The sequence below is a fragment of the Rhizomonospora bruguierae genome (assembly GCF_018397995.1).
In the GTDB taxonomy this organism is placed as follows: Bacteria; Actinomycetota; Actinomycetes; order Mycobacteriales; family Micromonosporaceae; genus Rhizomonospora; species Rhizomonospora bruguierae.
Genome location: NZ_BBQH01000027.1, coordinates 1 through 20,368, shown reverse-complemented (window position 1 = coordinate 20,368; position 20,368 = coordinate 1). Strand labels below are relative to the sequence as shown.

The 20,368-nt window shown below is 72.9% G+C and carries 25 protein-coding genes; 19 read left to right on the top strand and 6 right to left on the bottom strand.

Annotation, left to right across the window (positions count from 1 at the left end; genetic code table 11):
- The first annotated feature begins 98 nt into the window (after positions 1–98).
- The 3 genes from KJS59_RS15430 (at position 99) to KJS59_RS15420 (ending at position 2,283) form a co-directional block, all read left to right on the top strand.
- Positions 99–530: a DUF4307 domain-containing protein gene (locus tag KJS59_RS15430; RefSeq protein ID WP_213453579.1), complete on the top strand. Its 432-nt coding sequence runs from the start codon at positions 99–101 to the stop codon at positions 528–530.
- A 216-nt stretch (positions 531–746) separates the two neighbouring features.
- On the top strand, positions 747–1,247 hold the full coding sequence (gene greA, locus KJS59_RS15425; RefSeq protein WP_213453578.1) for a transcription elongation factor GreA: 501 nt from the start codon (positions 747–749) through the stop codon (positions 1,245–1,247).
- A gap of 121 nt (positions 1,248–1,368) precedes the next feature.
- Complete coding sequence (locus KJS59_RS15420; protein WP_213453577.1) at positions 1,369–2,283, top strand: hypothetical protein; 915 nt, start codon at positions 1,369–1,371, stop codon at positions 2,281–2,283.
- A gap of 63 nt (positions 2,284–2,346) precedes the next feature.
- Here the strand turns inward: KJS59_RS15420 and ilvA are convergent, their stop codons facing one another.
- The 3 genes from ilvA to KJS59_RS15405 form a co-directional block, all read right to left on the bottom strand.
- A complete protein-coding gene (gene ilvA, locus KJS59_RS15415) occupies positions 2,347–3,573 on the bottom strand; it encodes a threonine ammonia-lyase (RefSeq protein ID WP_213453576.1) in 1,227 nt (408 codons plus the stop codon).
- A 108-nt stretch (positions 3,574–3,681) separates the two neighbouring features.
- Positions 3,682–5,076, bottom strand: a complete 1,395-nt coding sequence (locus KJS59_RS15410) for an amidase (protein WP_376771183.1) — start codon at positions 5,074–5,076, stop codon at positions 3,682–3,684.
- 47 nt (positions 5,077–5,123) lie between these two features.
- Positions 5,124–6,263, bottom strand: coding sequence for a cystathionine gamma-synthase (locus KJS59_RS15405; protein WP_213453575.1), 1,140 nt, complete (start codon positions 6,261–6,263; stop codon positions 5,124–5,126).
- 45 nt (positions 6,264–6,308) lie between these two features.
- Between KJS59_RS15405 and KJS59_RS15400 the strand changes: the two genes are divergently transcribed.
- From KJS59_RS15400 to KJS59_RS15375, 6 genes are all read left to right on the top strand, one after another.
- Complete coding sequence (locus KJS59_RS15400) at positions 6,309–6,725, top strand: HIT family protein (RefSeq protein ID WP_213453574.1); 417 nt, start codon at positions 6,309–6,311, stop codon at positions 6,723–6,725.
- Positions 6,726–6,790: 65 nt separating this feature from the next.
- Entirely contained in the window at positions 6,791–7,453 is a 663-nt protein-coding gene (msrA, locus tag KJS59_RS15395; protein WP_213453573.1) for a peptide-methionine (S)-S-oxide reductase MsrA, read from the top strand.
- A 401-nt stretch (positions 7,454–7,854) separates the two neighbouring features.
- On the top strand, positions 7,855–8,484 hold the full coding sequence (locus KJS59_RS15390) for a hypothetical protein (RefSeq protein WP_213453572.1): 630 nt from the start codon (positions 7,855–7,857) through the stop codon (positions 8,482–8,484).
- Between the two features lie 526 nt (positions 8,485–9,010).
- A complete protein-coding gene (locus KJS59_RS15385) occupies positions 9,011–9,907 on the top strand; it encodes a ribonuclease Z (RefSeq protein ID WP_213453571.1) in 897 nt (298 codons plus the stop codon).
- A 9-nt stretch (positions 9,908–9,916) separates the two neighbouring features.
- Positions 9,917–10,423 (top strand): GNAT family N-acetyltransferase, encoded by a 507-nt coding sequence (locus KJS59_RS15380; protein WP_213453570.1) that lies wholly within the window; start codon positions 9,917–9,919, stop codon positions 10,421–10,423.
- Positions 10,424–11,025: 602 nt separating this feature from the next.
- Positions 11,026–11,967 (top strand): S1C family serine protease, encoded by a 942-nt coding sequence (locus tag KJS59_RS15375; RefSeq protein ID WP_213453569.1) that lies wholly within the window; start codon positions 11,026–11,028, stop codon positions 11,965–11,967.
- Between the two features lie 55 nt (positions 11,968–12,022).
- Here the strand turns inward: KJS59_RS15375 and KJS59_RS15370 are convergent, their stop codons facing one another.
- Together KJS59_RS15370 and KJS59_RS15365 are read right to left on the bottom strand one after the other, a co-directional pair.
- Positions 12,023–13,390 carry a cystathionine beta-synthase gene (locus KJS59_RS15370; RefSeq protein ID WP_213453568.1) on the bottom strand — a complete coding sequence of 456 codons (1,368 nt, stop codon included), beginning with the start codon at positions 13,388–13,390 and terminating at the stop codon, positions 12,023–12,025.
- Between the two features lie 81 nt (positions 13,391–13,471).
- On the bottom strand, positions 13,472–13,864 hold the full coding sequence (locus tag KJS59_RS15365) for a YkvA family protein (protein WP_213453567.1): 393 nt from the start codon (positions 13,862–13,864) through the stop codon (positions 13,472–13,474).
- A 74-nt stretch (positions 13,865–13,938) separates the two neighbouring features.
- Here KJS59_RS15365 and KJS59_RS15360 point away from each other — a divergent pair, with 74 nt between their 5' ends.
- The 4 genes from KJS59_RS15360 (at position 13,939) to KJS59_RS15345 (ending at position 17,478) form a co-directional block, all read left to right on the top strand.
- On the top strand, positions 13,939–14,349 hold the full coding sequence (locus KJS59_RS15360) for a PPOX class F420-dependent oxidoreductase (protein ID WP_249714247.1): 411 nt from the start codon (positions 13,939–13,941) through the stop codon (positions 14,347–14,349).
- An 84-nt stretch (positions 14,350–14,433) separates the two neighbouring features.
- Positions 14,434–15,486 carry an SGNH/GDSL hydrolase family protein gene (locus tag KJS59_RS15355; protein WP_213453565.1) on the top strand — a complete coding sequence of 351 codons (1,053 nt, stop codon included), beginning with the start codon at positions 14,434–14,436 and terminating at the stop codon, positions 15,484–15,486.
- Positions 15,483–16,259, top strand: coding sequence for an SGNH/GDSL hydrolase family protein (locus KJS59_RS15350; protein WP_213453564.1), 777 nt, complete (start codon positions 15,483–15,485; stop codon positions 16,257–16,259). The genes KJS59_RS15355 and KJS59_RS15350 overlap by 4 nt, the downstream gene beginning before the upstream one ends.
- A gap of 262 nt (positions 16,260–16,521) precedes the next feature.
- Positions 16,522–17,478: a tyrosine-type recombinase/integrase gene (locus tag KJS59_RS15345; protein WP_213453563.1), complete on the top strand. Its 957-nt coding sequence runs from the start codon at positions 16,522–16,524 to the stop codon at positions 17,476–17,478.
- A gap of 422 nt (positions 17,479–17,900) precedes the next feature.
- Here KJS59_RS15345 and KJS59_RS15340 read toward each other — a convergent pair whose 3' ends face one another.
- Positions 17,901–18,155 carry a hypothetical protein gene (locus KJS59_RS15340; protein WP_213453562.1) on the bottom strand — a complete coding sequence of 85 codons (255 nt, stop codon included), beginning with the start codon at positions 18,153–18,155 and terminating at the stop codon, positions 17,901–17,903.
- Positions 18,156–18,365: 210 nt separating this feature from the next.
- Between KJS59_RS15340 and KJS59_RS15335 the strand changes: the two genes are divergently transcribed.
- From KJS59_RS15335 to KJS59_RS15310, 6 genes are all read left to right on the top strand, one after another.
- Positions 18,366–18,596: a hypothetical protein gene (locus KJS59_RS15335; protein ID WP_213453561.1), complete on the top strand. Its 231-nt coding sequence runs from the start codon at positions 18,366–18,368 to the stop codon at positions 18,594–18,596.
- On the top strand, positions 18,593–18,793 hold the full coding sequence (locus KJS59_RS15330; protein ID WP_213453560.1) for a hypothetical protein: 201 nt from the start codon (positions 18,593–18,595) through the stop codon (positions 18,791–18,793). Before KJS59_RS15335 ends, KJS59_RS15330 begins: the two co-directional genes overlap by 4 nt.
- Positions 18,790–18,981, top strand: a complete 192-nt coding sequence (locus KJS59_RS15325) for a hypothetical protein (RefSeq protein ID WP_213453559.1) — start codon at positions 18,790–18,792, stop codon at positions 18,979–18,981. The genes KJS59_RS15330 and KJS59_RS15325 overlap by 4 nt, the downstream gene beginning before the upstream one ends.
- 175 nt (positions 18,982–19,156) lie before the next feature.
- Positions 19,157–19,489 carry a hypothetical protein gene (locus KJS59_RS15320; RefSeq protein WP_213453558.1) on the top strand — a complete coding sequence of 111 codons (333 nt, stop codon included), beginning with the start codon at positions 19,157–19,159 and terminating at the stop codon, positions 19,487–19,489.
- 118 nt (positions 19,490–19,607) lie between these two features.
- The gene (locus tag KJS59_RS15315) at positions 19,608–19,988 is read left to right on the top strand and encodes a hypothetical protein (RefSeq protein WP_213453557.1); all 381 of its coding nucleotides are present in this window, start codon (positions 19,608–19,610) and stop codon (positions 19,986–19,988) included.
- A gap of 75 nt (positions 19,989–20,063) precedes the next feature.
- Positions 20,064–20,324: a hypothetical protein gene (locus KJS59_RS15310; protein ID WP_213453556.1), complete on the top strand. Its 261-nt coding sequence runs from the start codon at positions 20,064–20,066 to the stop codon at positions 20,322–20,324.
- Positions 20,325–20,368: the final 44 nt, after the last annotated feature.

Sequence of the window (20,368 nt, the reverse complement as noted above, 5' to 3'; positions counted from 1 at the left end):
CGGTGACCACCCCGCCGGCCCACCGTGGCCGGCTGGGAAGATGGACTGGCGACATTCTTGCTCAGCCCACCGACACGAACCACGAGGGCCTGATCAGCGTGATCGAAACGCACGCTACAACCGAGGGGAAGCCACCGGTGTTCCCGCCGGGCCGATACGGGCGCCGCCGCGAACCCGGACGACGCCGCCCCATGCTCTGGGTGTTGGGTGCCGTACTCGCGGTAGCCGTCGTAGCGATCTCCGTCAAGCTGTACGGCCAGTACGGCGACCCCACCTACGGCGCCCAGGTCGTCCGGTACACCGACGTGACCGACCGGCAGATCGCGGTCGAGTTCTGGGTGGTCGTGCCGGCGGGTGGCGCCGCGACCTGCGTGGTGCGGGCCCGCTCCCAGTCCGGCGCCGAGGTGGGCCGCGCCGAGGTGACCCTGCGGGCGGCGCCGGGGCAGACCCGGGCGCAGACCGTGTACCGGCTGGTCACCACCGAGCGCCCGGTGACCGGCGAGGTGCCGCACTGCCGCGCCGCGGCCTGAGCCCCCCATCCCCGCAGGCCCTCACCGCCCCACCGCCGCGCCCGGCCCGAACCGTCACCGCCGCGCCGTGCGGTGCTGCCGGCCCCGGTTCGCCAGACGGGTGCCCCGGCCCGCCGGAGCGCCGGGTTCCGGGCGCGACCTTGGTACGTTGATAGTTCGACCTCGCCGCCGCCGGCGAGGATACGCGTGTTGTTACCGACCCGAGGAGATCGTCCAGTGTCCAGCAATGGAAACGAGGCGCCCACCACCTGGCTCTCGCAGGACGCGTACGACCGCCTCCAGGCGGAGCTGAACGAGCACATCGCCAACCGCCCGGCCCTCGCCGCCGAGATCAACGCCCGCCGCGAGGAGGGCGACCTGCGCGAGAACGGCGGCTACCACGCGGCCCGCGAGGAGCAGGGCAAGGTGGAGGGACGCATCCGGTACCTGCAGGAGCTGCTGCGCACCGCCAAGGTGGGCGAGGCGCCCGCGGCCGACAAGGTGGCGCCGGGCACGGTCGTGACCATCCACTTCGACGACGACCCGGCGGACACCGAGACCTTCCTGCTCGGCTCCCGGGAGATCGCCTCCACCACCGACCTGACCGTCTACAGTCCCGAGTCGGCGCTCGGCCAGGCGATCCTGAACGCCCGCACCGGCCAGACCGTCACCTACACCGCGCCCAGCGGCGCCGACATCAAGGTGACGATCGTCTCACTGGAGCCGTTCGGGGGCTGACCAAACCGCGACAAGCGGGGCGGGTTGGCCGAACGGGCCATGTGGGACCGGCGCCGCCGGCTGGAATGATCCCGTGCGCCCGCGTGCTCGCGCGGGCGTCGATCACGGGAGGGAACGCTTCATGCAGGACAACGGGGCCCAGTCCATCGGCCGTCGGCGGCTGCTGCGCCGGGCCGGCACGGTGGCGGCGGGTGTCGCGGGAGCGGGTGTGGTCGGCGCGGTCGCCGCCACGCCGGCGCAGGCGGCGACGCCGTCGACCTTCACCAGCACCCAGATGGGCACGCCCGCCGTCAAGGTGGAGAACACCACCCCCGTGGTCACCGAAGAGGGGTTCAAGGCGGCCGGCCCGCAGTTCGCCTTCACCCCGACCGGCACCTCGCTCAGCAAGCAGGCGCCCCTGGGCTCGCTCAGCATGGACACGTCCGGCAACATCTGGGTCCGCGACCGGATGGCCGCCGGGCCGAACGCCGAAGTCAACTTCCTGCACACCACCCGCAGCTCGAACCTGTTCATGCCGATGACCCCGGTCCGGCTGCTGGACACCCGCAACGCCGCCGGCCGGGCCAGCGTCATCAACCCGACCAACATCGACACCTCCGGCCGGGTCAAGGCCAAGTCGTGGATCCACGTGGACGTCTCCGGCCTGGTCAACTACGGCCTGGCAATGATCGGCAACCTGGTGGCGGTCACGCCTGCCACCGCGGGTTTCCTGAGCGTGGTCCCGTGGGTCACGGGCATCGACTCGACCACGCCGGGCACGAGCAGCCTGAACTTCACCGCCGGCGTCACCATCGCGAACGGCATCACGGTCGCCCTCGGCGGCGACAACGACCCGGAGACGCCGTACACGTCCGACGTCATCTCGATCTACGCGCAGACCGCGTGCCAGATCGTCTTCGACGTCTCCGGCTTCGTGGTCGACTCGTACAGCCGGGTGTTGCCGACCGGTCGGGCGGGCGCCGGTCTGGCGGCCAATTCGGGCTCCTTCGCCGAGCAGCGCCGCGCCTTCATCGCGAAGAACTCGCCGAAGCCCTGAGCGGTACGCGCAGCCCGGACCCGGCCCCGGACCCGCGGTCCGGGGCCGGGCACGTTCCGGCCCTCAGTACTGGGTGGCGAAGCTGACCTCGTAGCCGCTGACACGCAGGGCGCTGACCAGCCGCTGCGAGTGCTCCGGCCCGCGGGTCTCGACGGACAGCGCCACCTGGACCTCGCCGAGCCGCAGCGCCGGGTCGTAGCGGACGTGGGCCACGTCCACCACGTTCGCCTTCTGCTCGGCGATCTGGTTCAGCAGGCGGGCGAGCTGGCCCGGCTGGTCGTCGCAGCGGACCGTGAAGCGCAGGAAGCGGCCGGCCGCGGCGAGGCCGTGCTCGATGACCCGCAGCAGCAGCAGCGGGTCGATGTTGCCGCCGGTGAGCACCGCCACCGCCGGGGTCTCCACCCGGACCGCCCCGGCGAGCAGCGCCGCCACACCCGCGGCGCCCGCCGCCTCCACCACCAGCTTCTGCCGTTCCAGCAGGACCAGCAGGGCGCGGGAGATGTCCTCCTCGGTGACCGTGACCACGTCGTCCACCAGCTTGCTGACGTGCGCGAAGGTCAGCTCGCCGGGCAGCCCGACCGCGATGCCGTCGGCGATCGTGCCCAGCGCCGGCAGGCGGGTGGGCCGGCCGACCTTCAGCGACAGCGGGAACGCCGCCGCCCCGGCGGCCTGGACGCCCACCACCCGGATGTCGGGGCGGATCGCCTTCGCCGCGGCGGCGATGCCGGAGATGAGCCCGCCGCCACCCACCGCGGCGACGATGGTGCGCACGTCCGGTACCTGTTCGAGGATCTCCAGGGCGACCGTGCCCTGCCCGGCGATCACGTCGGGGTGGTCGAACGGGTGGATCAGCACGGCTCCGGTCCGCTCGGCGTACTCACCCGCCGCGAGCAGCGCCTCGTCCACGGTCGCACCGGCCAGTTCGATGTGCGCCCCGTACCGGGCGGTGGCCTCCAGCTTCGGCAGCGGCGCGCCGACCGGCATGAAGACCGTGGCGGTGGCGCCGAGCAGCCGGGCGGCGAGCGCCACGCCCTGCGCGTGGTTGCCGGCGCTGGCGGCGACCACGCCCCGCTCCCGCTCCCGCGGCTCGAGCCGGGCGATGCGCACGTAGGCACCGCGGACCTTGTACGACCCGGCGCGCTGAAGGTTCTCGCACTTGAGCCAGACGGGGCCGCCGAGCTGGTCGGTGAGCGCGCGGGAGTGCTCCACGGGGGTGTCCCGGACCACGCCGGCGAGCAGCTTGCGCGCCGCCTCCACCTCGGGCAGGCCCACCAGCGGCGTTCGCGTCATGCCTCAGATCGTCGCACCAGCCCGGGCGGCTACTCAGGCCAGCCCAGTGCCCTTCCGGCGCGGGCGTGGTGCCCGGCCGGTTCGTCGGTCGATCCGGCGGTGCCGGGCTCACCCGGCGCTGGCGGGTACCCGGGGCCAGCCGGTCGCGTGCCGCTGCCAGGGCGCCGCCAACTCCAGTTGGCCGGCGACCGCGAGCAGCAGCAGTTCGCTGCCGGGCGGCCCGACCACCTGGACGCCGACCGGCAGGCCGTCCGGGCGCAGGCCGATCGGCACGACCACGGCGGGGAAGCCGGCCACGTTCCAGGGCGCCGCGTACGGGGCGTACCGCAGGCAGGTCAGCAGGTTCGCGGACCAGGATCGGCGGTACCAGCCCTCGGCGCGCGGGGGCGTGGCGGCCAGGGCCGGGGTGAGCAGCACGTCGTACGGGCCGTCGGCGAAGAACGCGGTGCAGGTGGTGCGCCACGCCTCGCGGTCGGCGGCCCGCACATACCCGCGCCGGCTGGCCCACCCGCCGACCGCGATGTGCCGCCGGGTGCGCGGCTGGAGGGTGCGCCGGTCCAGCCCGGCCGCCTGGGCCTCCTCGTACGCCGAGGCGAACCAGGTGGCCATCGTGCGCAGGCCGAGCCCGACCGTGTACGGCGGGTCCGCCGTGACCGTGGCGTGTCCGGCGCCGGCGAGCAGCCGGGCGGCCGTGGCGACGGCGTCGGCGTTGGGCCCGTCCAACCTGATGCCGGCGGCCGGCGGCCGGGTGGAGACGGCCACCCGCAGCGCCCGCGGCTCGACCAGCCTGGCGGGGCTGCGCCCGGCCAGCACCGAGAACCCCAGCGCCGCGTCCGCGACCGTGGTGGCGAGGACGCCGTTCTCGGCCAGCCCGAACCAGCCGCTCGCGCCGAGGTTGGCCGGCACCACCTCGCGGCCCGGCTTCAGCCCGACGAGGCCGCAGCAGGCGGCGGGGATGCGGATCGAACCCAGCCCGTCGTTGCCCTGCGCGATCGGGACCAGCCCCGCGGCGACGGCGGCCGCCGCGCCGCCGGACGAGCCGCCGGGCGTGCGGGCCGGGTCCCACGGGTTGCGGACCGCCCCGGACTCGTCGTCGGAGACCGCCCAGAGCCCCAGTTCGGGCATGCGGGTCACGCCGACCACCACCGCGCCCGCGCCGCGCAGCCGCCGGACCACCTCGTGGTCCTCCTCCGCGACCGGGGTGCGGACGGCGGCCGAGCCGTACCAGGTGGGCACCCCGGCCACCGGGGTGTTCTCCTTGACCGCGATCGGCACCCCGGCCAGCGGCAGGTTGCCCAGGTCGTCCTGCTCGTCGACCTGCTCGGCCTCGGCGATCGCCGCACCGGCGCGCACCACCCGGAACGCGGTCAACCGCGGGTCGGCGGCGGCGATGTGGTCCAGGTGGTCCGCGACGACCTGGGTCGCCGACGCGTCGCCCCGGCGCACCGCGCGGGCGATCTGCTTCGCCGTCGCGCCCACCCAGGTCCGCACGATCTCCGGCATGGCCACCCTCCCCTGAAGGCCCTGCTCCCGTTGTACGAGCACGCTCGCTAGCCCAGCGCCTGCTCCAGATCGGCGAGCAGATCGTCCACCGTCTCGATGCCGACAGACAGTCGCACGAGATCCGCCGGTACTTCAAGCGGCGAGCCGGCGGCGCTCGCGTGCGTCATTCTCCCGGGGTGCTCGATCAGCGACTCGATCCCGCCGAGCGACTCGGCGAGCACGAACACCCGGGCCCGGTCGCACACCTCGACGGCGGCGGCCTCGCCGCCCGCGGCCCGGAACGAGATCATCCCGCCGAACCGGCGCATCTGCTTCGCCGCGGTCTCGTGCCCCGGGTGGTCCGGCAGCCCCGGGTAGAGCACCTGGGACACCTTCGGGTGCCGCGACAGGTATTCGGCGACCCGCTCCGCGTTGTCGCAGTGCCGGTCCATCCGCACGCCGAGCGTCTTGACCCCGCGCAGGGTCAGCCACGCGTCGAACGGGCCGTTCACGGCGCCCATCGCGTTCTGGTGGAACGCCAACTCGTCGCCGAGGCTCCGGTCCGTCGTGACCAGGGCGCCGCCGACCACGTCCGAGTGGCCCCCGATGTACTTGGTGGTCGAGTGCACCACCACGTCGGCGCCGAGGGCGAGCGGCTGTTGCAGGTACGGCGAGGCGAAGGTGTTGTCCACCACGAGAAGCGCGTCCCGCTCGTGCGCCACGCCCGCCAGGGCCGCGACGTCCGCGATGCCCAGCAGCGGGTTCGTCGGCGTCTCCACCCAGATGACCCGGGTGCGGTCGGTCATCGCCGCCCGCACCGCGGCCGGGTCCGAGATCCGGGCCGGGGTGTAGGCCAGCCCCCACCGCTCCAGCACCTTCGCGAACAGCCGGTACGAGCCGCCGTACGCGTCGTCCGGGATCACCACGTGGTCGCCCGGCCGGCACACCGTGCGCAGGAGGGTGTCCTCCGCGGCCAGCCCGCTGGCGAACGTCAACCCGCGCCGGCCGCCCTCGAGCGCCGCCAGGCACTCCTGCAGGGCGTCCCGCGTGGGGTTGCCCGAGCGGCTGTACTCGTACCCCAGCCTCGGCGCCCCGACCGCGTCCTGCGCGTAGGTGGAAGTCTGGAAGATTGGCGGCACCACCGCGCCCGTGCGGCGCTCCGGCTCCTGGCCGGCGTGGATGGCGAGCGTCTCGAACCCGTACGTCACCAGGCCCAGCGTAGCGGTCGACGGGCGTTGACCTACCCTCGCGGGGTGGCCGACTGCCTGTTCTGCGACATCATCGCCGGCTCCCGCCCGGGCTTCGTGGTCGCCGACGAGCCGGCGGGCGTGGCGTTCCTCGACATCCGGCCGGTCTTCAAGGGCCACGTGCTGGTTGTGCCCCGCCAGCACCAGGTCGTCCTGGCCGACGTGCCGCCGGACGAGTTGGCACCGTACTTCGGCCTGGTGCAGCGCGTCGCGGTCGCCGTGGAGGCCGGGCTGGGTGCCGGCGGCACGTTCGTGGCGATAAACAACCGCGTCTCCCAATCGGTGGCCCACCTGCACACCCACGTCGTCCCCCGGACCAGGGGCGACGGCCTGCGCGGCTTCTTCTGGCCCCGCACCAGGTACGCCGACGACGCCGAGGCAACCTTGTACGCGGAACGGATCGCCGCCGCGCTGGGTGGGTAAGGTCCACGGGAGTACCGGTGTTGGACTCCTCGTGGGAGAGATCCTCCCCGGGAAAGGAGCCGGCCGTGTTCCTGCGCAACAAGAAGCTCGACCTGCCCACCCCCGAAGCCGCCCTGCCGGGCCGCGACACACCGATGTCGGTGTCCGCGCCGCATACCGTCCTCGGCACCCCGCTCACCGGTCCGTGGCCGGAGGGCACCGAGGTGGCCGTGTTCGGCATGGGCTGCTTCTGGGGCGCCGAGCGGCTGTTCTGGCAGCTCCCCGGCGTCTACACCACGTCCGCCGGCTACGCGGGCGGCGGCACGCCCAACCCCACGTACGAGGAGGTGTGCAGCGGCCGCACCGGCCACGCCGAGGTGGTCCAGGTCGTCTACGACCCCAAGAAGATCGCGTACGAGGACCTGCTCAAGGTCTTCTGGGAGAACCACGACCCGACCCAGGGCATGCGCCAGGGCAACGACGTGGGCACCCAGTACCGCTCCGCGATCTACACGACCACCGGCGAGCAGGCCCGGGCGGCCGTGGCCAGCCGCGACGCCTTCCAGCCGGTGGTCTCGGCCGCCGGACACGGGACGATCACCACGGAGATCGCGCCGCTGGGTCCGTACTACCTGGCCGAGGACTATCACCAGCAGTACCTGTCGGACGCGAAGAACCCGTACGGCTACTGCAACCACGGTCCGACCGGAATGACCTGCCCCGTGGGCGTGGCCAGAACCAACGCCTGACGACGTAACAGGCAAGGCCGGGTGGTGTCGAACCACCCGGCCTTTTTGCTGTCCAACCCGTTCTTTCGCCATTTCCCCCGACCGTTGGTCAACCCATCGGGGTAGCGCCCCCATTCGCCTTTCTTTCGGGCGAATCTTCCACTATCGACCGTCCGGGTTGGGGCACGACGGCCGGCCACCCGCGGACCGCCCCGCCCATACGCTGCGAGGCATGGTCGGATATTGCGCTTTCCGGGCCGACCGCCCCGGGGTGCCGCCGTGCGTGTACCCGCATTGATGCGACGCGACCGTGGCCGCCGCGGCATTCGCGCGCCACCCGTCGCGGGTTCCGGACAACCAGATACCAGTGCACACCCGAAGCGATGGATTCCTTTCCCGGAACAGACACGAGAGGACACCCGATGAGGTCCTGGATCCGCAAGTCGATGATCGTCGGCGCGCTGGCCGCCGGCGGGTTGCTGGTCGCGCCGGCGATGGCGAACGCCAACCCGGCCGATGGCTACGGCTGGCACGCGTACACGCGGGCCGGTCACCACCAGAAGTGGGACGACCGCCGCAACGACGACAAGAAGTGCGACAACGAGAAGAAGAACAACCGGCACCACAAGAACGAGAACAACCAGAACGAAAACAACAACAACCAGAACAACAACAAGAACGAGAACAAGAACAAGTGCAACAACCAGAACGAGAACAACAACAACAAGAAGCACGACAACAAGAAGCACGAGAACAACAAGAAGAACGAAAACAAGAACAAGAACAAGAACGAGAACAAGAAGAACAAGAACGAGAAGAACAAGAAGCAGAACAACAACAAGAAGAAGCACGACAACAAGAAGAAGTGCGACCACAAGAACAACAACAAGAAGAACAACAAGAAGCACGACGAGAAGAAGAACCAGAACAAGAAGAACAACAAGAAGAACAACCACAAGAAGTGCGAGAACAAGAAGCACAACAACAAGAAGCACAACCACAAGAAAAACGACCACAAGAAGCACAACCACAAGCGGCCGGCGTATTCCTGAGCGCTGACGCCGCCCGGGTGGACCGCGTCCGCTCGGGATAGCGACCCGGACGTCGCAGCACGGGTCGGCAGGGCTCCGCGGTCAAGGGCCGCCCGCTGGGTCGACGCCCAGTGCCCTTGATCGTGGAGCCGGCCTTTCCCCGGTGACGCGAGCGGGCCGGCGGCGGCCCGGCGGCGGGGCGGGCTCCGGCCGGGAGATCCGTACGGGCCCCGCCGCCAGGTTCTGGAAACCACTTGTCGGCCCCGATCACGGCTGGATAGTTTGGCCGTACACGGGAAGGGAGGTGGTCCAGCTTTGTATAGCAATCGGACTCGTGAGGTGGCTGTCCGCTAGCCGCTGTTCCTTGGCTCAACCGCCGCCGGGCACGATGCCCGCGGCGTGGGACCGAGACCGTGTGGCGGCGGCTCGGCGAATTCCAGGCAGCCACCCGACCCCCGGGTATGCCGGCCTTGTCCAGCCGGCCCGCGTCCGCGCGGAGCCCGGGGGTCGACCATATTCAGAGCGGGCGGTGTTCAAAGAGGCGGGTATGCGGGAGCTGGTCATCCTCGGCACCGCCAGCCAGGTGCCGACCCGGCGGCGCGGCCACAACGGGTACCTGCTGCGCTGGGACGGCGAGGGGATCCTCTTCGACCCGGGCGAGGGCACCCAGCGGCAGATGCTGCTGGCCGGGGTGGCGGCCACCGACGTCACGCGGATCTGCGTGACGCACTTCCACGGCGATCACAGCCTCGGCCTGCCCGGCATCGTGCAGCGGCTCTCGCTGGACCGGGTGCCGCACCCGGTGCACGCGCACTTCCCCGCCGAGGGGCTGGAGTACTTCCACCGGTTGCGGTACGCCACCTCGTTCTACGAGCAGGCGACGCTGGTCGAGCACCCCATCGAGCGCCCCGGGGTCGTCGCCGAGACCGACTCCGGCACGCTCCTGGCGTACCCCCTGGCGCACGTGATCCCGGCGTACGGGTACCGCCTGGTGGAGCCGGACGGCCGCCGCATGCGCCCGGACCTGCTGGCGCGGCACGGCATCGCGGGCCCCGCGATCGGGCGCCTGCGGGCCCTGGGCCGGCTGGACGGCGTCACCCTGGACCAGGTGAGCGAGCCGCGGCGGGGGCAGCGCTTCGCCTTCGTGCTGGACACCCGGCTCTGCGACGCGGTGTTCGCCCTGGCCGACGGCGTGGACCTGCTCGTCATCGAGGCCACCTTCCTGCACGAGGACGCCGATCTGGCCCACCGGTACGGGCACCTGACGGCGCGGCAGGCCGCGCGGGTGGCGGCCGAGTCGGGCGTCCGCCGGCTCGTGCTCACGCACTTCTCCCAGCGGTACCCGCAGCCGGAGCGCTTCCTGGCGGAGGCGCGGGAGGTGTTCGACGGCGAGATCGTGGTCGCCGAGGATCTCGCCCGGGTGGCGGTGCCGAAGCGGCAATAGGGTGAGGGCGTGGGGGCGATGATCCGGCCGGCGGCGGCCGAGGACCTGGCGGCGATCGGCGACGTGCACACCCGCTCGCGGGCGTCCGCGTACGCGCACCTGGTACCGGCGGAGGCGCTCGCCGCCGTGCCGGTGGCGAGCATGGTCGACTGGTGGACCGAGCGCTGGCGGTACGAGCGGGAGACGCACCGGTTGCTGGTCGCCGAGGCCGGCGGCGAGGTGGCCGGGTTCAGCTACGTCGGGCCGAGCGAGACGCCCGGCGTCGCCGAGTTGTATGCGATCCACGTGGCGCCGGAACGCGTCGGGACCGGGGTCGGGCGGGTGCTGATGGCCGCCGCCCTGGCGGAGTTGGCCGAGCTGGACCGGCCCCGCGCGGTGCTCTGGGTGCTGGAGGGGAACGACCGGGCCCGCCGCTTCTACGAGCGCGGTGGCTGGCGGCCGGACGGCGTGCGCCGCGAGGGGGCGATCGGCCCCGCGCTCACCATGCAGCTCCGCTACACCCGCCCCCTGCCGTAGCCGAGCGCTTGCCGTTAGCCGTCCCCTGCCGTAGCCGAGCGCCACCGTTAGCCGAGCCCTGCCTTAGCCGAGCGCCGCCACAGCGAGCCTTGCCGTGGGCGGAGGAGGCCGGAAGACCGCTCGGGCGGGAGTACGCGGACCGGAGTTGGCGGGGGAACCGATGCACGTACTCCCGCCCGCCGTACCCGCCAGGAACCGGAGTGGACGCCTGGCCGGAGGCGTCGACCGGTGGAGGCCGGCGGAGGCAAGTGCCGGCCTCCGGCTTCCGGGCGGGTTTGCGGTGCGGGACTCCCGGGCGCTGGCGGGCGGCCCGGGAGTCACCGCCGGACGCGGGCGCCGCCCGCCGCGGTCCGCCCGGGGAATGGACGGCCGGGGCGCGCGGGCCCGGAGGTCTGGCGCGATGCAGTTGTCAAGGTCAGCACCCCGTACGGTGGAGTCAACGCCGAGCGGAATGGACCCGGTCGCACAGGCAGTGCGATACCCCCGTTCGGATGGTTATCCCGGTTATCCGCCTGGCGGCACCGGCGTGGGGTATACGCCCTGTTCGCTCTGGGCATAGCCGCGCCGGGCATCAGAACCGGAACGACCACGTTCCGTAAGGCATGGACACCGAACGGCGCGCGCTCGACGCGTACAGCGAGCTCGTCACGTCCGTCGCGGACAAGGTGCTGCCCAGCGTGGCGGCGGTCGCCGTGCGTACCCCGCGCGGCGCCGGCGCCGGCTCCGCGGTGGTCTTCACCGACGACGGCTTCCTTCTCACCAGCGCGCACGTCGTGGCCGGCGCCCGCAGCGGCACGGTCACCTTCTCCGACGGCAGCGAGAGCCGGTTCGACGTGGTCGGCGCCGACCCCCTCTCCGACCTGGCCGTGCTGCGGGTGCTGCACTCCGGCGCGCCCCCGGCCGACCTGGGCGACGCGGACCCGTTGCGCATCGGCCAGCTCGTGGTGGCGGTCGGCAACCCGATGGGCCTCGCCGGCTCCGTCACCGCCGGCGTCGTCTCCGGCCTGCGGCGCTCGCTGCCGGCCCGGGACGGGCGGGTGGTCCGGCTGATCGACGATGTCATCCAGACCGACGCCGCGCTCAACCCCGGCAACTCCGGCGGCGCGCTGGCCGACGCCACCGGCAACGTGGTCGGCGTCAACACCGCCGTCGCCGGGTACGGCCTCGGGCTGGCGGTGCCGATCAACGGCACCACCAGGCAGATCATCGGGGACCTGGTCTCCACCGGCAAGGTCCGCCGGGCCTGGCTGGGCGTGGCCGGGGTACCCGTGCCGCTCCCGCCCCAGCTCGCCGAGCGGCTCGGCCAGCGGCGCGGGCTGCGGGTGGCCGAGGTGGTGCCGGGCAGCCCCGCCGGCAGCGCCGGCATCTACCTGGGCGACATCATCGTCTCCGCCGGCGGCCGCCCGGTGGAGAGCGTCCAGACGCTGCTGCGGCTGATGCTCGGCCCGGCGATCGGCACCCGGCTACCGATCACCGTCCTGCGCAAGGGCGCGTTCGTGGACGTGATCACCGTGCCGGTGGAGCTGGCGGCCTCGGCCGCCTGAGCCGGCCGGCGCGGGCTCCCCGGCGGCCACAATGGTCGGGGAGCCCCGCCGGCGCTCAGGCGTTCAGGTGGGCGAGGAGGTCCTGCCGGGTGATCACCCCGGCCGGCTTGCCGTCGATCAGCACCATCGCGGCGTCGGCCTTCTCCAGCAGGGTCACCGCCTCGCTCACCGGCTGGCCGCCGCCGACCATCGGCAGCGGCGGACCCATGTGCCGCTCGATCGTGTCGTGCAGGTGCGCCTGCCCGGTGAACAGGGCGTCCAGCAGGTCCCGCTCGGCGATCGAGCCGGCCACCTCGCCGGTCACCACCGGCGGCTCGGCCTTCAGCACCGGCAGCTGCGACACGCCGTACTCGCGCAGGTAGTCGATCGCGTCCCGGACAGTCTCGGTGGGGTGCGCGTGGATCAGTTCGGGCATCCCGCCCGGCTTGCCGCGCAGCACGTCGGCCACGGTCGCCTCGGCCCGCGAGGTGCCCAGGAAGCCGTAGCGGGCCATCCACTCGTCGTTGAAGATCTTGGACAGGTACCCGCGGCCGCCGTCCGGGAGCAGGACCACCACCACGTCGTCCGGGGTGCCGCGGCGGGCCACCTCGGCGGCCGCGACCACGGCCATCCCGCACGAGCCGCCGACCAGCAGCCCCTCCTCGCGGGCCAGCCGCCGCGTCATGTCGAACGAGGCCGTGTCCGAGACCTCGATGATCTCGTCAGCGACCCGGCGGTCGTAGGTGACCGGCCAGAAGTCCTCGCCCACCCCCTCGACCAGGTACGGCCGGCCGGTGCCGCCCGAGTAGACCGAGCCCTCCGGGTCCGCGCCGACGACCCGCACCGCGCCGTTCGACGCCTCCTTCAGGTACCGGCCGATGCCCGAGATCGTGCCGCCGGTGCCGACGCCCGCCACGAAGTGGGTGACCCGGCCCTCGGTCTGCTCCCAGATCTCCGGCCCGGTCGTCTCGTAGTGCGAGCGCGGGTTCGCCGGGTTCGAGTACTGGTCGGGCTTCCACGCACCGGGGATCTCCCGGGTCAGCCGGTCCGAGACGGTGTAGTACGAGCGTGGGTCCTCCGGCGCCACGGCCGTCGGGCAGACCACCACCTCCGCGCCGTACGCGCGCAGCACGTTCTGCTTGTCCTCGGAGACCTTGTCCGGGCAGACGAACACGCAGCGGTACCCGCGCAGCTGGGCGACGAGCGCCAGCCCGACGCCGGTGTTGCCGCTGGTCGGCTCGACGATCGTGCCGCCCGGCCGGAGCAGGCCCGCCTTCTCCGCGTCCTCCACCATGCGCAGCGCGATCCGGTCCTTCACCGAGCCACCCGGATTGACGTACTCCACCTTGGCCAGCACGGTCGCCCCACCGGGGGGCACGACGTTGCGCAGCCGCACCAGCGGCGTGTTGCCGATCAACTCGACGACGTTGTCGTAGTACCGCACGTGCTGCCCTCTCCCGCCGGCCGCCGCAGCGCGGCACGCCAAACCCTCGTTCAGCGCCCAAGCCTACGGCCTGCCCGGCGGCTACCGGCGGGAACGCCCCCGCTCGCCGGCGGCGCGCGCCCCGACCTGCCCGTCGATGACCGTCGCGCCCCGGCGCTCCCACTCCAGGAACCGCTCGGTCTCCGACAGCACCGCGCCGGCCAGCCACGCCACCATCACCGCGTCGTCGGCCAGGCCGACGAGCAGCAGCAGGCCCTCCGGGATCAGATCGATGGGCGAGGCCACGTAGGCGAGGCCGGCGGCCATCAGCGCCAGCCGCCGGCCGCCGTCGTACTGGCCGCGCATGGTCGCCCGGATCATCCGCGGCAGGGCCGCCAGCCGCCGGCCCAGCGGCGGCCCGCCCCGGGCGCCGGCGGTGAGCGCCCGCCCGAGCGCGGTGAAGGCGGCCGTGCGTCGGATCGTCCTGCTGGCCATCAGGGGGCTCCTTTCCGCCGGTCCTCCCAGGATGCCCCGACCCGTCAACGCCGGGCACCGGCATGATGGTCGGCATGGACATCGATGAGGCCCGCGCGCTGCTACGTACCCAGCACCGCGCCGTTCTAGCCACCCGCCACCGGGACGGCACGCCCGCCATGACCCCGGTCATCGTCGGCCTGGATGACGCCGGCCGGGCCGTCATCAGCAGCCGGCAGACCGCGTACAAGGTGAAGAACCTGCGCCGGGACCCCCGGGCGTGGCTGTGCGTGCTGCCGGACGCGTTCTTCGGCCGGTGGATCTCGCTGGCCGGCGGCGCCGAGATCGTCGACCTGCCGGCGGCGATGGACGGGCTGATCGACTACTACCGCCGAATCAGCGGCGAGCACCCGGACTGGGACGACTACCGCGCCGCCATGGAGCGCGAACGACGGGTGCTGATCCGGGTCACAGTGGAGCGAGCCGGCCCCGACGTCGCCGGTTGACGGATACCCGCGCCGGCCGCGGAACCGACACCCGGCCGCGTTAGCCTTTCAGACCTCGGGGGAAGCGCATCAGCGGAGGGCGCGATGACGGGTGGGACTCCGCGCGCTCGGTGGTCCGGCGCGCTGCGGTTGGTCAGGACGCTGGCGTACGGCACAGGCGCCCTGCTGGCCGGCGGCGCGGTCGCCACGTCGCTGCTGGTGGCCCAGGCCCGGGCGGCGCGCAAGGTGATCCCGCTGGCCGAGGCGCCGCCGCCGCGCGGCGACGGGCTCTACGGCGCGAAGCTGCCCGGCCCCCCGCTGACCCTGGCCCTGCTCGGCGACTCGTCCGCCGCCGGCTACGGGGTGCGCCGCCCCCGCGAGACGCCCGGCGCCCTGCTCGCCACCGGCATCTCGCGACGGCTCGGCCGCCCGGTCCGGCTGCACCGCCTGGCGGTCGTGGGCGCCACCTCGGACCGGCTCGGCCCGCAGGTCGAGGTGGCCGTGGAGCTCGGGCCGGAGTTGGCCGTCATCCTGGTCGGCGGCAACGACGTGACCCGGCTCACCCACCACTCGATCGCGGTCCGGCACCTGGTGGACGCGGTCCGCGCGCTGCGCGCCGCCGGCGCCCGGGTGGTCGTCGGCACCTGCCCGGACCTGGGCACCATCCAGCCGATCAAGCCGCCGCTGCGCTGGCTGGTGCACCGCTGGAGCCGGCAACTGGCCGCGGCGCAGACGGTCGCGGTCGTCGAGGCCGGCGGCTGGACCGTCTCCCTGGGCGACCTGCTGGCCCAGCGCTTCTCCGCCGAGCCGGCCCGGATGTTCAGCGCCGACCACTTTCACCCCTCCGCGGACGGGTACGCCACGGCGGTCAGCGCCATGCTGCCCACCGCCCTGGCGGCGCTCGGCGCGGCCCCCGCCGCCGCGCCGGCCGCCACCGAGGTGGTGCAGGCCCTGCCGGTGGCCGCCCGGCAGGCCGCCCGCCGCCCCGGCACCGAGGTCAGCGGCGTACGCGTCGCCGGCCGGGAGCGCAGCCCGCACGGGCGCTGGGCCCGCCTGCGCCGGGGCGGCACCGCGGTCGTCGCCCCCCAGCGAACCGACGAGGGCGACGTACCGTTGTCGCAGCAGGGGCCGGATCGAACGATGGTGGAGCTGACATGAGATACCTCGGCCGCGCGGCGGTGATCACGCTCGTCGCCGGTACCGCCGGCGGTGCGGCGCTGCTGGCGGCCCAGGCGCTGCGCGCCCGCAGCCGCCGGTACGCCCAGCCGGACATGCGCCTCGCGGTGCGCTCGTCGAAGGGCCCCACCGGCGCCCCGCCGCTGCGCCTGGTGCTGCTCGGCGACTCCGCGGCCCTCGGCGTCGGCGTGGACCGGGTGCAGGACACGGTCGGCGGCCAGCTCGCCGAACTGCTCGCCCACGGCGTCCAGCCCCGCCGGGTCCACCTGTCCAGCGTCGGCGTCTCCGGCTCCCGGGCCACCGACCTGTCCACGCAGGTGGCCCGGGCCCTGCTCGGCGAGCGTCCGGACGTGGCGGTCATCCTCATCGGCGCCAACGACGCCACCACGCTGCGCCGCCCGGCCGAGTCCGCCGCGTACCTGGCCGCCGCGGTCCGGCGGCTGCGCGAGGCCGGTACCGAGGTGGTGGTGGGCTCCTGCCCGGACCTCGGCGCGGTCCGCTCCGTCGCCCAACCGTTGCGGCAGGTGATCGGCTGGTTGGGCCGGCGGACGGCCAGGGCGCAGGCCCGCGCGGTCCTCGACGCCGGTGGCGCCGTGGTCGACCTGGGCACCGAGACCGGTCCGGTGTTCCGCGCCGACGCCGGGACGCTCAGCCACGACGGCTACCACCCCTCCGCGGACGGGTACCGGGTCTGGGCGCACGCCCTGCTGCCCGCGGTGGAGACGGCCGCCTCGATCACGACCCCCCGGCCCTGATCCTCGGCCCTGACAGATTTGTCACGGCGATTCCCGCCCCGGTAGGGGTGGGACTACTGTTCGGTGCGCCCAGACACCCGAAACGCCAGCTCAGCGCACCCAAACGGCCCGGCCGACCGTCCCGCCCCAGACGAAGAGGCGACCCAAGGCTGCCACCTCCCCCGTTCGGGGCGGCCCGAAGGCGTCCACCCGCCGCCCAGCCCTGCTCCCCCGCCCCGTCGGCGTATAGGCGTAGCCGATGCCTATCCAGCAGCCTGAGCGCATGGCCACCACCGCTGACATGATCGAAACCCATCTGACGTGGATGCGCGCCGGCACCTACGCCAACAGCACCGTTGACGGCGCCCGCAAGATCCTCTACCGCCTCGACCAGGAGCTACCCGCCGGGCTGGCCGAATCCACCGGCGACGAGCTCGCCGCCTGGCTCGACCGCGACGGCTGGGCGGACGAAACCAGGGCCACCTACTACAAGCACATCGTCCGCCTGTACCGGTGGGCCACCGACGAGGACGACCCCTGGCTGAGCTACAACCCGGCGACCCGACTGCGCCGCCCCAACCCCGAGCCCGGCTTACCCCGCCCCGCAGAGATGCCCGTCGTCAAGGCGTGCATCTTCGACACCGCCGACCCCTGGCGGCTGGCCTGCCGCCTCGCCGCGCTCGCCGGGCTGCGGCCGTTCGAGATCGCACGTCTCGACCGGTCCCACGTGACCCGCGAGGTCATCGCGGTCATCCGAGGCAAGGGCCGCAGGAGCCGCGCCGTGCCCACCGTGCCCCGGGTATGGGAGCTGGTCGAGCCGATGCCACCCGGCCCGCTATTTGTGCCGACGCGGCGTGCCAAGCCGGCGGACGGCAAATGGGTGTCGCGGATGGTCAACGAGTACCTACAGAGCGTCGGCATCCCCACCACGCTGTACCCCCTGCGACACTTCTACGCCACCATGATCAACGAGAGGTACCGGGACGTGCGCGCCGTTCAGGAACTGCTGGGACACGCCTCGCTGCAACACACGATGCGGTACACGCAGGTGACCGCCTCCCGGCTACAGGAGGCGGTCACCGTACTGCCATTCAGCGGACTAGGCGAGGACGGCACCGCTGGGCGAGAGCGGGAGACAGCCGGCGCCGCCGCTCCTCGGCCACCACGTCTACCCGTGGCAGGCGGTCGGGCGGTAGCTCATCGCGCTCTGCGACGACAAGCACCTGCGCGTCGCCACTGAGGAGCATGCCGGCCGCTTCGTGCCATCGGCCGCCGTCCTGGTCGTCGACGACGACGGCGGCCAGGGCGTAGCCGAGGCGGTGGATGTAGTCGGCGCATCGCTCGGTGTGGATGTTCAGATTGTCGGAGTGGACGTAGATGATCGCTTGCACCTCATGATGGTCGTGTTGATGCATGACCGGGCGGAACCTTCCCCCGCGCCGGTCGCCTGCCCTCAACTCCGTTGTCAGGGCTTCCCCACTCAGTGACCGGCCGGTAACGAGGGAGTTACCATCGGCCCCGGGGGAGTTCCGCGTCTACCCCGCCTACGCCCCGGCGATTCGCAGATGTTGATCACTCCGACAAGTCGCGGCGCATGATCACCCGGACGGGTGACACCGAAAGTGCGAGGTCACCGCCATGATCACCCGAACGGATGATCGCCTACTCGCCTGGCTGTACCCCGTGCTCGCGAAGGATGCGCCGGATGTGCTCGCGGCTGTAGCCCGTTCGGCGCGCGATCTCCGCCTGACTGGTGCCCGCCCGCCACGCCTCGACGATGCCGGCGGCGAGGGCTTGGCGCGCAAGATCCTTGTCTCGCCGGGCTTTTGCGATCTTCGCGGCGGCGTCGCGCTCCGCCTCGGGGACGGCCGCCTCAGCGCGCCGGAAAGCGCGGGCGAGGTCGTCGAGGCGTGCCACAGCAGGTCAGGCTATGCATCCACATCGGACCGCCACACAGTTGGGATCTTGTGTGGTCCACATGATCACCGTGATATGTGGTCCACATCGGGGCTTGTGCGTGTGGCATCCGAGCCCTACGGTCAGTGAGAGTCGCAACACACAAGGCGGCCCCCGGCCGGCGCGCGAACACCGACCAGGGGCCTTGATCGGACGCTGGAGGTCCGACCCATGCGAAGGCTACCGGGTGAAGACCCGCGAAAGCTCGACCCGACCCACGCCCGTCTCTTCGACGGGCAGACCGTCCCCGTGCCCGGTCACCGCACCTGGGCGGAGCTGGACGCCGACAAGGCCGTCCGCGTGCCCGCCGCCGGCCGACCCTCGCCCTGGCGGTGGATCAGCCCCCTGGTCACCATCGCCCTGGTCGCTGTCGCCCTCTGGTCCTGCGGGGCGATCCTGTGAGCCGCCTGACCCGCATCCGCCGCCGGCTGCTCGGCCAGCGCCGGGCCGCCCCGACCGTCATCCCCGCGGGCGACGGCGACTGGGCCGAGCACGACGCCCCCGTCTGCCCGGCGTGCGACGGCGATGGCATGGACCACCACGGCGATGGCGTCGAGGGTGTCTGCGCGGCGTGCGGCGGCATCGAGGCGGCGCTGTGACCGGGCCGCGCGCCGAGGGGCCCAGCCCGACCGTGGCGCGGGAGCACCTGCGGATGCACACCGAGCAGCCCGACCGGCCGTGGGGGTGCCCGAGCTGCACCCCGCAGACCCGGCGGACGTGCCCGGCGTGGACGTGGGCGCTGACCGAGCTGGCCCGGCATGGGGTGCGGGTGCCGGCGCCGTGGTGATGCCCGCGCTCTCCTGATCGGCCGCCCGGGCCCGGAACACCCGGGCGGTCCCGATAGTGCCCCACCCCAGCTCCCAGGGGTGGGGCACCGTCCACTTTCCTGCCCTCCCCACTTGCGTATCTCTATGATGCTGGTGTATCATTGAGATACAACAAGGGAGAGGGAGACAGAGAAGATGACCACCAAGACCACCACCACCCAGGCCACCACCACCGAGTACCGCGGCCGCCACCGGGTCACCGGCACCGCCGGCCAGGTCACCCCCGCCAAGATCCGGTCCGCCTACGCGGTCCTCGCCCAGCCCGGCACCTGGCTGCCCCTGACGGAGCTGCGGGCCGCGCTCCCCGGCACCAAGGCCGAGCAGGACCAGGCGCTGGTAGCGCTGCTGAAGATCAACCGGACGGCGGACGTCACCGACGAGTTCCGGCGCTGGCTGATCACCCCCGAGATGCGTGCCGCCGCCCTGCGGTACGGCGGCGAGGACAACCACTACCTGATCATCGGCTGAGACGGGCCGGGGGCCGCGGGCCCCACCCCCGCTCTCCCTCGGGCTGCCAGCAGTCACCCCGCGTGCAAGGCCGGGGAGCCCGCTCCGCAAGGTCAACTTCTCGGAAGGACCCCACCCAATGACCGCCACCACCACCAGCGACATCCACGAGATCATCGCCGCCCTCCGCGAGATCACCGACCTGATCGAGGGCCAGGCCGCCAACCTCTCCGACCTGCCCGGCGGCGTCACTGTCGACGTCACCCTCGACACGGTCCGCGGTAACGACGACGACGCGCAGCGCGCGATCGTCGACCTGGTCGCCCAGCACCTCACCGGCCAGCCCGCGGAGCTGTCCAGCTCCGGCGTGCATCTCGCGTCCCTCATCACCGAGCTGCGGCGTGGCTGCTGGTCGATGCGCGCCCTGGGCTTCGTGCAGATCCCGGACCCGGCCGCCGAGCTGCGGGCGGAGAACCGGCGCCTGCGCGCCGAGCTCGCCGCGGCCCGGGCTACCCGCTGATCCCTGCTCGCCACACCCCGCCCCGGCCGCCACGCTGCGCGCCGGGGCGGGCCCACACCTGGGAAACTGACCACCATGCCCACCACCACCCCACCCACCGACCCGAAAGCCGCGGCGCTCGCCCGGGTCCGCGCCGCGGTCGCCGCCAAGGCCGCGGCACTGGCCGAGCATGACCGCGCGATCCTCACCGCTGTCGCTGACGCCCGCCGCCACGCCGCCACCTGGACCGAGGTCGCTGACGCCACCGGGCAGAAGCGGCCCAACGCGGAGCGGAAATTCAAACCGTTGCTGGTGGAGGAGCGGCGCGTCACCGTCCGGGAGTCCGAGCGACCCTGAGATTCCCTCGCGCTGGGCGGCCCGAGCACGAGTGGCGCACGCAC

Coding starts and splice junctions, on each gene's coding strand:
- KJS59_RS15420 (WP_213453577.1), top strand. CDS start 1,369: ATGCAGGACAACGGGGCCCAGTCCATCGGCCGTCGGCGGCTGCTGCGC.
- ilvA (WP_213453576.1), bottom strand. CDS start 3,573: ATGACGCGAACGCCGCTGGTGGGCCTGCCCGAGGTGGAGGCGGCGCGC.
- KJS59_RS15410 (WP_376771183.1), bottom strand. CDS start 5,076: ATGCCGGAGATCGTGCGGACCTGGGTGGGCGCGACGGCGAAGCAGATC.
- KJS59_RS15390 (WP_213453572.1), top strand. CDS start 7,855: ATGAGGTCCTGGATCCGCAAGTCGATGATCGTCGGCGCGCTGGCCGCC.
- KJS59_RS15385 (WP_213453571.1), top strand. CDS start 9,011: ATGCGGGAGCTGGTCATCCTCGGCACCGCCAGCCAGGTGCCGACCCGG.
- KJS59_RS15375 (WP_213453569.1), top strand. CDS start 11,026: ATGGACACCGAACGGCGCGCGCTCGACGCGTACAGCGAGCTCGTCACG.
- KJS59_RS15365 (WP_213453567.1), bottom strand. CDS start 13,864: ATGGCCAGCAGGACGATCCGACGCACGGCCGCCTTCACCGCGCTCGGG.
- KJS59_RS15360 (WP_249714247.1), top strand. CDS start 13,939: ATGGACATCGATGAGGCCCGCGCGCTGCTACGTACCCAGCACCGCGCC.
- KJS59_RS15355 (WP_213453565.1), top strand. CDS start 14,434: ATGACGGGTGGGACTCCGCGCGCTCGGTGGTCCGGCGCGCTGCGGTTG.
- KJS59_RS15350 (WP_213453564.1), top strand. CDS start 15,483: ATGAGATACCTCGGCCGCGCGGCGGTGATCACGCTCGTCGCCGGTACC.
- KJS59_RS15345 (WP_213453563.1), top strand. CDS start 16,522: ATGGCCACCACCGCTGACATGATCGAAACCCATCTGACGTGGATGCGC.
- KJS59_RS15335 (WP_213453561.1), top strand. CDS start 18,366: ATGCGAAGGCTACCGGGTGAAGACCCGCGAAAGCTCGACCCGACCCAC.
- KJS59_RS15320 (WP_213453558.1), top strand. CDS start 19,157: ATGACCACCAAGACCACCACCACCCAGGCCACCACCACCGAGTACCGC.
- KJS59_RS15315 (WP_213453557.1), top strand. CDS start 19,608: ATGACCGCCACCACCACCAGCGACATCCACGAGATCATCGCCGCCCTC.
- KJS59_RS15310 (WP_213453556.1), top strand. CDS start 20,064: ATGCCCACCACCACCCCACCCACCGACCCGAAAGCCGCGGCGCTCGCC.